Consider the following 13354-nt stretch of genomic DNA (forward strand, 5'->3'; position numbering starts at 1 on the left):
ACAGTCGACGTCGCCGCCTAACAGTTGCGCCGAGTACCGGAACCGCGAAAATCAGTTGCTGGTCTGGTTCTGCTGACTACCGTTCTGCTGCCCGCCCGACTGCTGGTCGGCTACCCACTGGTCGTACTCGTCCTGTGGCATCACCTGCACGGTGCCGAGCATCTTCGAGTGGCCGGAGCCACAGTACTCCGCACAGTAGAGCTGATAGGTGCCCGGTTCCGTCGGGACGGTCCGCAGACGGTTGTACTGGCCGGGGAACGCGTCGGCCTTCAGACCGAGACTCGGCACGTGGAAGGCGTGGAGCCAGTCCCGTGACGTGATCCGTAACACCACCTCCCTGTCTGCCGGGAGACGGAGCGTTCCGGTCGACGTCGCTTCGGCGGGTTGCCCGAAGCTCGAACCGTTGTAGTAGAACGACCAGCCGTATCGGTACGCCTGCACCTCGATGCGTTCGGGGTTCTCCTGTTGGAGCGCCGCTTGGTCACCCGCTTCGGCGGTGACGTACGGGCTCGCCATCACCTGATACGACGCGACACCGACGAACAGGAGGATGATAGCCGTCGCGATGGTCCACGTGATCTCGAGGCGACGGTTCTCCATCGTCGGGAGCGGTTCGTCCTGATTGCGGAACCGCCAGACGGTGTAGATGAGAATCCCCTCGACCAGTACCGTAATCGGGATGGCGACGTAGAGCAGGTTCATGTTGAGGTCCCAAATCTGTCGTACCGTCGTCGAGGCGGACGGCTGTGCTGCGACCGGTTCGGCGGCGAGCGCGAGGAACGCGGCGCCGAACAGAGCGACCAGACCGGCGCGTCTCCGAGTCATGTGCGCGGCTTAGGATTTCGGAGATAAATAACTGCTGTCTTGCCCTCACCCCGACTCCGTCTTCGACTCACGGGTCTGTCGGCGGACGGTCCCGGAACGGCCCGTCAGCCCTCTATATACTGGGTCACGAGGGGGACGCGTGCGGGGGCAAAAGCGAGGAGTCTAAGTGTCCGCCGCCGAAGGCTACACTAATGGCAGAGAGCAGGACGTTCTCGGGTCTACTGGCCGCCACGGCCGTCGGCGTCTATCTGCTCGTCATCGCGGGCGCGACGGCCGCTATCACCGACGCGGTGGCCGCGTGTACGACGTGGCCGCTGTGTCAGGGGCCGGTCACGTTCTCGAACCCGGACCTGCTCATCGCGCGCGGCCACAGGTTGACTGCCGCCGTCGTCGGCGTCCTCACGCTGGTGACGGTTGGCATCGGTCTCCGGACCGCGACCCGTCGCCGCGTCAAGGCGGCGCTCGTGACGGGCCTCGCGCTGTACCCGGTGCAGGTCGCGCTCGGCGCGTTCGTCGCGACCACCGGCGCCGCGGGGCAACTCCCCAGCGCTCACCTCGCGACTGGCATGGCCATCTTCACCTCGTTCGTCCTCGCGCTCGCGTGGCACCTCGAGGCCGAGACGGGGAGCGACGACGAGGACCCGGTCGACGACCTCTCGCCGGCCCCGATACCCGACGACGCTGACGACCCGGTGCCGACGCCGGACCTCTCGACGCGGGAGAGACTGCTCGGCACGGTGTTCGCGTACTTCCGACTGACGAAACCGCGTCTGATGTGGCTCCTGTGTCTGGTCGCCGCCGCGGGGATGACGCTGGCGGCCGGCCCGTCGCTCACCGTCCGGACGGTGGTGTTGACGCTCGGCGGCGGCGTCCTCGCCATCGGCGCGTCGGGCACGTTCAACCACGTCCTCGAACGCGACATCGACAAGCGGATGGACCGGACCTCGGACAGACCCATCGCGACCCACCAGATTCCGGTCCGGAACGCGCTGACGTTCGGCGGTGCGCTGACCGTGGCCGCGCTGGCGCTGTTCTGGCAGGTGAACGTCCTCGCGGCGGCACTCGGACTGACCGCCATCCTGTTCTACAGCGTCGTCTACACGCTCGTCCTGAAGCCCAACACCGTCCAGAACACGGTCATCGGCGGGGCCGCGGGGGCGCTCCCCGCGCTCATCGGCTGGGCCGCCGTCGAGGGGACCATCGGACTGCCCGGACTGGCCCTCGCCGGGGTCATCTTCCTGTGGACGCCCGCGCACTTCTACAACCTCGCGCTCGCGTACAAGGACGACTACGAGGCCGGCGGATTCCCGATGATGCCCGTCGTCCGCGGCGAGACGGAGACGCGCAAGCACATCGTCTACTACCTCGGCGCGACGCTCGTCGCCTCGGGCGTGCTGGCGTCGCTGACCTCGCTCGGGTGGCTGTACGCGCTCACGTCGGCGGCGCTGGGCGCCGTCTTCCTCTGGGCCGTGGTGGCGCTCCACCGTGAACAGACCGAGGCGGCCGCGTTCCGTGCGTTCCACGCTTCGAACGCCTACCTCGGGACGCTCCTGCTGGCCATCGTCGTCGACGCCCTCGTCCTATGAGCACCATCACCCGCCGTCCGGACTTCTCCGTCGACCGCGAGACGATGGTGTACGCGGCGTTGGTCCTCAACACCGAACTCCTGTTGGTCACGCTCCACGTCTTCTTCGGCGGCACCAGCGCGACGTCGTGGCAGGGCGTGTTCCAGTACGTCTACCCGCTGGTCTGGATAAACGTCGCCCTGCTCGCCGTCCTGACGACGACGCCGCCACCGGTGCCGACGAAACAGCGCCGGCGGGCACTCGTCGTCGGCGTCCTCTACTTCCTCGTGTTGGCGGCCATCGGCGGCATCGTCCGTCCGGGGTCCCCGGAGATACAGTCGTACGTCCAGTTCAACCTCCTCTACCTCCCGCCGGGGTGGAACCCGATGGTCGCGTACTTCGGGAACGTCGTCTCGGTGACGCTCATCCCGTACAAACTGGCCGGCTACGGCGCGCTGTCGTATCTCGTCTACGTGATGGTACTCGACACCGCCGGCATCTCGCTCGGGAGTCTCACGGGACTGTTCTCCTGTGTCTCGTGTGTCCTCGGGATACTCGTGCCGACGCTGTCGAGCGTCCTCGGCGGGACGGCCGCGGCAGTCGGGCAGTTGATTCCCCAGTCCTACGGCGCGGCGACGGTGGTGTACCTGGTCTCTATCGCACTGCTGTACTGGCGACCCATCGGCCGGTAGGTGCCAGCAGTTTTACCCGGCGGGTCACAAGCGACGGGTATGCCAGCAGTCGAAATCGAGTACTGCGTCCCGTGTGGGTTCCGCGAGCGCGCGCTCGACGTGGAACGAGCCATCCTGAACGGGGTCGAGGGCGAGTTAGACCGGATGAGTCTCGTCATGGGCGACCACGGCGTGTTCCGTGTCGACGTGGACGGCGAGACGGTGTACGACAAGGACGAGGACGACTACGACGTCGACGACATCGTCCGCCGGGTGCGGGAGCGACTGTAACCGCGGCCAGAGCGGAACGGCTTTCGGCGGGGGTACCCGACGGAGAGACATGGACGAGGTACTGGTCGCCGAGGACGTCCGCCGGGCGTACGGCGACACCGTCGCACTCGACGGCGTATCGCTCTCGGCGACGGCGGGGGAGGTGCTCGCACTGGTCGGGCCGAACGGCGCGGGGAAGACGACACTGGTCAGAGCGCTGACCGGGACGACGGACGCCGAGGGTCGTGTCGAGTTGTTCGGCGAGTCGCCGACCGCCGTCGAGCGGGACCGTATCGGCCTGTTGCCACAGTCGTTCGCACCGCACGAGCGCCTGACCGCCCGCGAACTCGTCACCTACTACGCGGGCCTCTACGACGAGACGCGCGACGTCGAGCGCGTGCTCGCCGACGTGGGGCTGGCTGAGACGGCCGACACCGCCTACGAGAACCTCTCGGGCGGCCAAAAACGCCGGACCTGCGTGGCGACGGCGCTCATCAACGACCCCGACCTGCTGTTTCTGGACGAACCGACGACGGGCATCGACCCCGCCGGCCGGCAGTCGCTGTGGGACCTGCTGGAGGGACTGGCCGACCGCGGGGTGACCATCGTCGTGACGACACACTACATGGAGGAGGCACGGCGCCTCGCGGACCGGGTCGGCCTGCTCTCGGAGGGACGACTCGTCGCGCTGGACGACCCGGAGACGCTCATCGCCGACCACGGCGGCGACAGCCAACTGCTCGTCGAGGGGACGTTCGACGAGGGAACGCCGGACGCAATCGACTACCCCGCCCGGACGGCACTCCGGAACGGCACGCTCGTCGTCTACGGCGTGCGCCCGGAGTCCATCGGCAACGTGGTGGACGAACTGGACGCCGCGGGCGTCGGCTACGACAGTCTGACGTGGACGGAACCGGACCTCGAGGCCGTCTACCTCGAACTGACCGGGACGGGGGTCGGGAGCGGCGGGGAACCGCGCGCCGACGAGGTAGCGGCGGGGGGTGCCCGATGAGCCGACTCGGCCGTCTCCGGTCGGAGTCCCGGGCGGCGTCGCTGGCGTTCCTGCGCCGGCGGACCGCCGTCTTCTTCACGTTCTTCTTCCCGCTCATCATCGTCGTCATCTTCGGCGTCCTCGTCCAGACCCGCCCCGGCGGCGGGGGCCTGTTCACCGAACCGCCGGCGTACTACGCGCCGGGGTACCTCGCCGTCGTCGTCCTGTTCACACCGCTCTCCCGAGTGGGGAGCGAAGTCGCGCGACACCGCGACGGCAACCGGTTCGAGAAACTGGCGACGACGCCGCTGACCCGGCCGGAGTGGTTGCTCGCGCAGACGCTCGTCAACGTCGTCATCATCGGCCTCGCAGGCATCGTCCTACTGGGGCTGATGGTGGCGCTGACCGGGGCCCAGATTCGGCCGTCACCGCTGTTGGTCCCGTTCGTCGTCCTCGGCGTGGCGCTGTTCTGCGGCGTCGGCGCGATGCTCGGGAGTCTGGCAGACTCACAGGACGGCGTCATCTCGGCGAGCAACGGCATCGCGATCCCCCTCCTGTTCCTCTCGGAGACGTTCGTCCCGCCCTCGCTGCTCCCCGGATGGCTCCCGACGTGGCTGTCGCCGCTGACGTACTTCTCGCGCGGCGTGCGCGCGGCGACGACGGGCACGGGGGATTCACTGCTCCCACTGGCCGTCCTGACAGCGTGTGCCGTCGTCGGGTTCCTCGTCGGTGCGCGTCTGCTCCCGCGGACCGACTGAGTGGCCGTTCTGGACCGACGGTGCGGGAGCGGCCGAGCGCGTGGCGGCCACCTATGTCAACGTCGAACCGAGCAACGAGTACTTCGACACGGGACCCGAGTTCGACTACGTCGAGAACGCCCCAGTCGACCGGGAGGAAACGGTGGTCGGCTCCGAGGACTACGGCGAGTACCGGAACGTCGAAGTTGACGCCACCCAGTACAAGTTCGCGGCGCCAAAGACGGGTTGACGCTGGCACAGTTGCCGTTCACGTCGCTCTAGCGCGGCCGGCGTAGAACCCGGGGCGACTCCGGCCGCTCGTCGTCTGTAGCATTATTCGACCTCTAATGTGATTCTCGTGGACGTGAACGGATTATTTAGCGACGCTATATGGTGAACAATCGTTGGATTTATGATGTGCGTCTTCGCCTATGCTCGTGGAATGGTTAGTAGACAATCTCAACAATCACTTAACAAACTGGGTCGGCGAGAGTTCCTCGGCGGCGTCGCGTCGCTGGTGGCGGCGGCGGCGTACACGCAGGACGTTCCGGCGTCGGCGGCGGCACAGGTCACAGGTGGCGACGACAGCGACAGACAGACGGTCACCTCCCCCGACGGCAGCATCGACGTACGGGTCGACGTGTCTGGTGGGACACCGACCTACAGCGTCGCCTTCGACGGGACGACCTACGTCGAACCGTCGGCGCTGGGCTTCGACTTCCAGAACCAGGCGACGTTCGGCGTCAGTGACGACGGCAGTAGCGGCGCCGGCATCACGGTCACCGGCAGTGAGCGCGGCACCGAGACGGAGTCGTGGACCCCCGAGTGGGACCAGTACGACAGCGTCACGGCGGAGTACAGCTATCTCCGCCTCGGCCTCGAGGAGACGGCCGGTCCGGGCCGGTCGGCGAACCTCGAACTGCGGGTGTTCGACGACGGCCTCGGGTTCCGCGTGGTCTTCGACGACTCCTTTGCGGCGAACAGCGACAAACTCGTCGTCGCCTCGGAGAACACGCAGTACAACTTCGCCGACGACTACACAGCGTGGTGGATTCGCAACGAGTTCACCAATCCGCGCTTCGAACAGGAGTACCGGGAGTCGAGTCTGAGCGACGTCGACGCCGGGACCCGGAGCATCCAACCGAACGGCAACACGGTTCGGACCGGCGCGCACACGCCGTTTACTATCAAGGCCGGCGACGACGCCTACATGAGCGTCCACGAGGCCGACTTAGACGACTACTCGACGGCTTCTATCGTCCCGGCTACCGACAGTGGCGGGACGGCCTTCACCACGCAACTGGCGCCGCTCCCGGACAACACCAAAGCGTCGCTGTCGGCCCCCAACGCGACGCCGTGGCGGACCATCCAGTTCGGCCGGAGTCCGGGTGACCTCGTGGAGTCGTCGCTGATTCCGCTGCTGAACGAGGACCGGAACGACGAGGTGCTGCCGAGCGACGGGTCGGGCGGCGTCGACACGAGTTGGCTGACCCCCCGGACGTACATCGGCATCTGGTGGACGATGATCGCCGGGAACGCCAACTGGGAGTACAAGACCGACGCCGAGATATCGAACAGCGGCAACGACCCGGCCGGGTACATCCACGGTGCGCGCACCGAGCGGATGAAGCGGTACATGCACTTCGCCAGCCAGAACGGCATCGACAGTGTGCTGGTGGAAGGGTGGAACGAGGGCTGGGACACCTACCCCGGCGACGGGTCGGGACTGGAGATGGGCGTCGACGATTCGTATCCGGACTTCGACGTGCCGGAAGTGACCGACTACGGGGCGAACCTCTCGTCGTCGGTGGAGATGACCATCCACAACGAGACGGCCGGCAACATCCCGAACTACGAGGACGAGATACTGGACGACGACGTCTTCGACGGCTACGAGAGCGCCGGCATCCGCTCCATCAAGAACGGCTACGTCTCGGACCCCGGCCTCGGCTTCGAGGGTGACGGGACGACAGCGACACACAACCAGCACTGCCAACTCGCGGTCAACCACCACCGGACCGTCATCCGGGAAGCGGCGGGCGAGCGCCAACTGCTGGAGATTCACGAGGGTATCAAGCCCACCGGTGAGCGCCGGACCTACCCGAACGTCGCCGCCCGCGAAGTCGTCAAGGCACAGGAGTACGACGGGTTCGGTGCCCTCGGGTCGAGCGTCGGCCGCGAGCACCACGTCACCCTCCCGTACACGCGGATGCTCGCCGGCCCGACCAGTTTCCAGCCCGGCATCTTCGACATCACGTTCAACGACGACACCGGCGGCCAGATTCAGACGACGCGAGCGAAGCAACTCGCGATGTATCCCACGTACAACGCGGGTATCCAGATGGCCGCCGACCGGATCGAGGCCTACATCGACGACGAACTCGGCGTCGGCGAGTTCGTACAGGCGGCCGCGGGCACCCTGAGCGAGGGGACCATCACGGCCGACGACTGGCGGGACGCCTTCGGGACCAACTACGTTCCGCTGGACCCCAACCGCGAACCGTCGGGCGCGTCGGTGTCGTTCACCGTCACCGACGTTCCGGCTGCCGGCACCTACACGCTGCATCTCCGCTACGCCAGCGACGGCGAGGAGAACGCCGGCCGCGTCGTCGACAACGGCAACCCGCAGTTCACGCTCGGCGTGAACGGCACCACGCAGACGGTCGAACCCTCGTTCACGGAGTACTGGGACGACTGGCAGGTGCACGCCGTCGACGTGGACCTCGACGAAGGCGACAACACGGTCAGCCTCGGTATCGAGTACAGCGTCGACTCGGAGGGGAACTTCGAGAGCGGCGACGTCGGTGGGTTGAACGTCAACACGGTCGGTGTCACCGAACGGGGAGCGAGCGCCCCGTTCCCGGCCGAGTACACCGACCTCGACGAGAGCCACGTCGCGAACGAGAACGTCGCCGCCGAACCCGAGTTCGCGTTCGTCGAAGACGTGCCCGCCGGCGGCTGGGACGACACCGTCGCCGTCGCCGGCGAAATCGGCGACTACTCGGTGACTGCTCGGCGCGAGGGCGAGACGTGGTACCTCGGTGCGATGTCCGACGACGGCGGGCGCGCAGTCGACGTCCCCCTCGACTTCCTCAACGAAGGGACGGCCAACGGCCGTAGCAACTCCAACGGCAAGGATCCACAGGGCCGGAAGTACGTCGCCGAAATCTACTCCGACGGCGCCCGTGCGGACGTAGACGCCGACCCGACGTACGTCCGCATCGACGAGGCCGTCGTCGACCCGAGCACGACCTTCCTCGCGTCGATGGCCCGGGGCGGCGGGACGGCGGTCAAACTCCGTCCCGCGAAGGGGCGAGAGATCAACCGCCTCACCGAGTACGAACGGCCGGAACAGGACCTCACGTTCGCCATCGAGGACAGCGCGTCGCTCGACGACCAGTTCATCACTGCGATGGGGTCCAACGACAGCGAGTTCGTCGGCGGGCGGACAGTCGAGATACTCGTCGACGGCGACGTGGTGTCGACGGAGAACGTCCGTCTGGAACCGGGTGCGACCGACGAGACGTTCCATTTCGGCTACACCATCTCCTCGCGGGGCACCTACGACGTAGCGCTCCGTGACCCCGACGACGGTGACATCCTCGCCGAACAGACCGTAGAGATTCGGCCCGGCGAACTCGTCGCCTCGTTCACCGACCCGAGCGGCGACGACTACGGGCCGGGCGGGTACGTCTACCCGACCAACGGCGCGTTCCAGGCCGGCGCGTTCGACCTCCGATCGTTCAGCGTCTACGAGGACGACTCGGCGTACCTGTTCTCGTTCGAGGTGGGGAACCTCTACGACGCCTTCGGCGGGGACTTCTCGCCGCACTACTTCGTCCTGTACCTCAGCGACCCGTCCCGTGAGGGCGGCCGGACGACCGAACTGGGGGACCTGAACGTCACCGCGAACTTCGGCAGCGAGTGGGACTACCGCGTCGCGGCCAGCGGGTTCGGTGGTGGTGTCGTCGACGCCACCGGTACCCAGACCGGGTCGCCCCGGAAACTGGTCGACTTCGACCGCAACTCGGTCATCCTCTCAGTCGACAAGAGCGCGCTGGGCGGTATCGACATCTCTTCGGTGTCCGTCGCACCGGTCGTCGGGTCCGAGGACTACGGAGCCTTCCGCGACGTGCAGGAAGAAGTCGGAGGATACACCTTCGGCGGCGCGAAGAGCGGGGCTGTCGACAACGCGACCAGTATCATCGACTGCCTGACCCCGGAGGGCGTCGACCAGAGCGAGGCGCTCGACTACGACTCGGAGACGTTGGCCACGGTGCCGTTCACACCCCTACAGTAGCGGGGGAAACGACTGGAGAATCGACCTTCGAGACGCTATTTTTCGGTTACTCGCGGAGAGTTGCGAGTTGCGGCCCAGCCACGGCCAGCAGCAGTGCTGCCTCGCCGCCACGGGGCACCCAGCCGTAGATGTGGTTCAACATTACGTAGGTGACGAGGCCCAGAAAGAGGCTCAGACCCCACGCGGCGACGGCGAGGCGGCCGACCCGGGCGTGGGCCGTCTCGCGGAGTTCCGCGACGGAGTGCGAGAGTCCGAGGACCACGGCGTGGACCACGACGGGGACGGAGACGGCCGACAGGAGGATGTGGATAGCCAGCATCACGAGATAGGCCCAGTACACCGGCCCTTCGACCAGAATCGACTTCTCGAAGCCGCCACCCACCTTCAGGAGGTACATGACGAGGAACGCGAGGATGAGGCCGAAGGCCGTCAGCATCGCGGCCCGGTGCTTGCGAACCTGGTCGGTCTTGATGAAGTAGACGCCGACGACGATGGCGGTCAGTGCAGCGGCGTTGACCACCGCGATGGCGTCCGAGAGGAGGATGACTGTCTCGTTGCTTATCGAGGGAAAGGGGAGCAGGCCCCCGAACGTCCCGAGGACGAGTGCGTAGCCGACGACGGAGGCGACAGCGGTGACGAGTCTCGGCGACGCACGAGCGCGCGACTGGAGTCTGTCTGCGACGGCCATACTGATACGTAGGAAGCGAGTGGTTTCTGTGTTCTGAAAGCCTGCGCCAAAACTGTCGTCTATCGGGCCGACGCCGTCAGGCGAAGGTCCGCGAGACGTCTTCGTCTTCGGTCTCTTCCTGCTGAATCTTCTCCCACGCGTCGAGGAAGTCGTCCATCGCGACCTCGGTGCGGTCGTCGCGGATGGCGAACATCCCGGCCTCGGTACAGATGGCCTTCACGTCGGCACCGGAGGCCTCCTCGACGTCCTCGGCGAGGGCCTCGAAGTCGACGTCGTCGGCGACGTTCATCCCGCGGGTGTGAATCTCGAATATCTGCTTGCGGCCCTCGAAGTCGGGTTTCGGAACCTCGATGAGGCGGTCGAACCGGCCGGGCCGGAGGATGGCGCGGTCGAGCATGTCGAAGCGGTTGGTCGCGGCGATGATGCGAATCTCGCCACGGTCGTCGAAGCCGTCCATCTCCGAGAGCAACTGCATCATCGTCCGCTGGACTTCGGCGTCGCCGCTGGTCTTCGACTCCGTGCGTTTGGCCGCGATGGCGTCTATCTCGTCGATGAAGACGACCGCCGGTTCCTCCTGCCGGGCGAGTTCGAACAGGTCACGGACGAGTTTCGCGCCCTCGCCGATGAACTTGTGGACGAGTTCGGACCCGGCCATCTTGATGAACGTCGCGTCGGTCTCGTTGGCGACGGCCTTCGCCAGCATCGTCTTGCCCGTCCCCGGTGGGCCGTGGAGGAGGACGCCGCTCGGCGGGTCGATGCCCACGTCCTCGAACATCTCGGGGCTGGTGAGCGGCATCTCGACCGTCTCGCGGACCTCTTCCATCTGTTCCTGGATGCCACCGATGTCGGCGAACGTGACGTCCGGCGACTGGTCGACCTGCATCACGCGGGCACGCACGTCGGTCTCGTTGTCGAGTTGCTTGACGATAGAGAGAGAGTTGTTGACGGCGACGCGGTCGTCGGGTTCGAGGCCATCGCGCATCTCGTCGGTGACCTCGGTGAGCGCCTCCTGGTTGTTGCCGTGCTGTTTGATGATGACGCCGTCGTCGCTGAGTTCCTGCACCGTGGCGACGAACAGTGGCGACTGCTTGAGCTTCTTGTTCTCGTGGGTCAGCCGTTCGAGTTTCTGCTGGTACTTGTTGTTCTCCGCGTTGGCGTCCAGCAGTTTGTCGCGCATCTCCTCGTTCTGTGCTTCGAGCACCTCGAGCCGCTCCTGCAACGCCTCGATCTTCTTCTGCTGTGAGGCGTCCTCGTCGTAGGGCAGGTCGACCTCGTCGACGGTGTCGGTCATTACGCCACTCCTAGTAGGTGAATCATTATGAGGCTTCGGGTAGTGCCAGCATTCGATTCGGGACATAGAGGGGTCGTACCTCTGGTTCTCGGCACGCGAGCACAGTCGCAACGAACCGGCAGGTTTCTGTTGCGGGCCCGGCAACCGCCGCGTATGTCCGACGAACCTGACTCAGTCGTCGTGGTCGGCGGCGGCGTCGCCGGCCTCTCGGCGGCGATATACACGGCACGAGCCGGTATCTCGACGCGAATCGTCTCGACGGGCGAGTCCATCCTGAACCGGAACGCGCATCTGGAGAACTACCCCGGCTTCCCGGCGGGCGTCAACCCGCGGCTCCTGCTGGAACTCATCCGCGCACAGACGCGGCGAGCGGGGGCGTGGTTCGTGGACGGACGGGTCCAGCGCGTCACGGAGACAGACGACGGCTTCGAGACGACTGTCGAGAACGGGGAGACGTTCGAGTCCGACTACGTTATCGCGGCCTCGTGGGCCGACGCGACGTACCTCGACGGCCTCGACGTCGACGTCGTGGACCGCGGGACAAAAGAGTTCATCGGCGTCGACGACTGTGGCCGGACCGCCGTCGACGGCCTCTACGCGGCCGGCCGACTGGCCGAGCAACACCACCAGACCATCGTCGCCGCCGGGCACGGCGCACAGGTGGGGCTGACGCTCGTCGAGGACAGCGACGTGGACTTCTACCACGACTGGACCGCGCCGGAAGGGTACTTCACCGACCGGGACCGCGAGGTGCCACCGGGCTGTGAGGAGATAGGCGAAGAAGAGCGAAAGCGCCGGGAACAGGAGTCACTGGAGATGATGCAGCGCTACTTCGAGGAACCGATGCCGGGCGAACCCACGATGCACCCCAGCGTCGCGGACGAGGAGTGAGTCAGCGGTCGCCGAGGAGGTCACCCAGCCGTTCGATTCGCTCGGCGGTCGGTGGGTGCGAGCGCGTCTCGAGGTGGAACTCGTCGCCACCGGACTCGTCGAATCCGTAGGGGAGGAAACAGAGCCCGCTGACCCCGTCGTAGGCGCGCCGCTTGTCCGTCGCCGGGGTCGGCGCCGCGTCGGCGTCGAGTGTCTGGAGTGCGCCGACCAGTGCCGACGGCTTCCCGGTGAGTTTCGCGGCGCTCCGGTCGGCGGTGTACTCCCGCGCACGCGAGAGCGACCGCGCGAGCACGACGACGGGTGCCGTGAACACGCCGAGCAGGATACCCCCGACGACGACGGTCAGGCCGAACACGACCAGAAACCCGGCCGTGAAGGCGACGGACCCGAAGGGGGCGGAGAGGAAGCGTGCGCTGAGGACGTAGGCGACGCCGACCCCGACCACACCGGCGAGGAGTCGGCTCCCGCGTGCGCCCGGGAGCGAGTCGTCGAGCGGGCCGTACTCGCCGTTGGTGAGCGCCGGCAGGAAGTTCGCCAGCGTCATCACCGTCGCGTCGCGGTTCGAGACGTGCATCAGCTCGTGGGCGAGGACGGCGTCGAGTTCGTCGCCGTCGAGGGTCGCGAGTAGCCCCTCGCTGACGACGACGGTCGCACTCCCGAACGTCCCGACGGCGAAACTGTTCGGGACCGGACTGTCGGCCACCGCGAGCGTCGGCATCGCCACGTCCGCCTGCTGGCTGAGTCGCTGGACTCGGTCGTAGAGGTCGGGGAACTCGTCGCGTGTGACCTCGCGTGCGTCGGCGTCCGAGAGGGTCTGTGCGCGGGTGTAGCGCAACTGCGCCCAGACGAACGCGACGAGGGCGGGCACGACGACGGCGACCCACCACGCGACGCCGGCGCCGACCGGGAGTGCCGCCGCGACGGCGTCACGGGCCGGCGAGAGCCACGGGGTCAGGAGGTACGCGGCCGTCGCGACGACGGCGACGTCGACGGCGAGTAACAGGGAGAGGGTCAGGAGGATACGGCGGGTGAGTCTCCGCATAGGGCGTATCTGAACTTACTGTCAACACGCCAAAATCCTTCTGGTGGCTCAAGAATGCGTCTGACCAAGGACAATACTTTAGA

The 13354-nt window shown here is 66.7% G+C and carries 12 protein-coding genes; 8 read left to right on the top strand and 4 right to left on the bottom strand.

What is annotated here, in order from left to right; all coding sequences use genetic code 11:
• Positions 1–51: 51 nt before the first annotated feature.
• Entirely contained in the window at positions 52–825 is a 774-nt protein-coding gene (gene coxB / locus EGH21_RS00665) for a cytochrome c oxidase subunit II (protein WP_220616549.1), read from the bottom strand.
• A gap of 191 nt (positions 826–1016) precedes the next feature.
• Here coxB and EGH21_RS00670 point away from each other — a divergent pair, with 191 nt between their 5' ends.
• The 7 genes from EGH21_RS00670 to EGH21_RS00700 all read left to right on the top strand — a co-directional run bounded on the left by EGH21_RS00670 (position 1017) and on the right by EGH21_RS00700 (position 9359).
• Complete coding sequence (locus tag EGH21_RS00670; protein ID WP_220616550.1) at positions 1017–2411, top strand: heme o synthase; 1395 nt, start codon at positions 1017–1019, stop codon at positions 2409–2411.
• On the top strand, positions 2408–3082 hold the full coding sequence (locus EGH21_RS00675; protein WP_220616551.1) for a DUF7546 family protein: 675 nt from the start codon (positions 2408–2410) through the stop codon (positions 3080–3082). Before EGH21_RS00670 ends, EGH21_RS00675 begins: the two co-directional genes overlap by 4 nt.
• A gap of 39 nt (positions 3083–3121) precedes the next feature.
• A complete protein-coding gene (locus EGH21_RS00680; RefSeq protein ID WP_220616552.1) occupies positions 3122–3352 on the top strand; it encodes a SelT/SelW/SelH family protein in 231 nt (76 codons plus the stop codon).
• Positions 3353–3401: 49 nt separating this feature from the next.
• Complete coding sequence (locus tag EGH21_RS00685; protein WP_220616553.1) at positions 3402–4343, top strand: ABC transporter ATP-binding protein; 942 nt, start codon at positions 3402–3404, stop codon at positions 4341–4343.
• A complete protein-coding gene (locus EGH21_RS00690; RefSeq protein WP_220616554.1) occupies positions 4340–5080 on the top strand; it encodes an ABC transporter permease in 741 nt (246 codons plus the stop codon). Before EGH21_RS00685 ends, EGH21_RS00690 begins: the two co-directional genes overlap by 4 nt.
• The gene (locus EGH21_RS00695) at positions 5052–5309 is read left to right on the top strand and encodes a hypothetical protein (protein ID WP_220616555.1); all 258 of its coding nucleotides are present in this window, start codon (positions 5052–5054) and stop codon (positions 5307–5309) included. Before EGH21_RS00690 ends, EGH21_RS00695 begins: the two co-directional genes overlap by 29 nt.
• Before the next feature lie 192 nt (positions 5310–5501).
• Positions 5502–9359, top strand: coding sequence for a glycoside hydrolase family 97 N-terminal domain-containing protein (locus EGH21_RS00700; RefSeq protein ID WP_220616556.1), 3858 nt, complete (start codon positions 5502–5504; stop codon positions 9357–9359).
• Between the two features lie 46 nt (positions 9360–9405).
• On the opposite strand, the gene EGH21_RS00705 is transcribed toward EGH21_RS00700, so the two are convergent.
• The gene (locus tag EGH21_RS00705; protein ID WP_220616557.1) at positions 9406–10047 is read right to left on the bottom strand and encodes a DUF420 domain-containing protein; all 642 of its coding nucleotides are present in this window, start codon (positions 10045–10047) and stop codon (positions 9406–9408) included.
• 76 nt (positions 10048–10123) lie between these two features.
• Positions 10124–11338, bottom strand: a complete 1215-nt coding sequence (pan1, locus tag EGH21_RS00710; protein ID WP_220616558.1) for a proteasome-activating nucleotidase Pan1 — start codon at positions 11336–11338, stop codon at positions 10124–10126.
• 153 nt (positions 11339–11491) lie between these two features.
• On the opposite strand from pan1, the gene EGH21_RS00715 reads away from it, so the two are divergent.
• Positions 11492–12229 (top strand): NAD(P)/FAD-dependent oxidoreductase, encoded by a 738-nt coding sequence (locus tag EGH21_RS00715; RefSeq protein WP_220616559.1) that lies wholly within the window; start codon positions 11492–11494, stop codon positions 12227–12229.
• Between the two features lies 1 nt (position 12230).
• On the opposite strand, the gene EGH21_RS00720 is transcribed toward EGH21_RS00715, so the two are convergent.
• Positions 12231–13271 carry a M48 family metalloprotease gene (locus tag EGH21_RS00720; protein ID WP_220616560.1) on the bottom strand — a complete coding sequence of 347 codons (1041 nt, stop codon included), beginning with the start codon at positions 13269–13271 and terminating at the stop codon, positions 12231–12233.
• Between the last annotated feature and the right edge of the window lie 83 nt (positions 13272–13354).

It is taken from the genome of Haloarcula rubra, from assembly GCF_019599465.1.
GTDB lineage: Archaea > Halobacteriota > Halobacteria > Halobacteriales > Haloarculaceae > Haloarcula > Haloarcula rubra.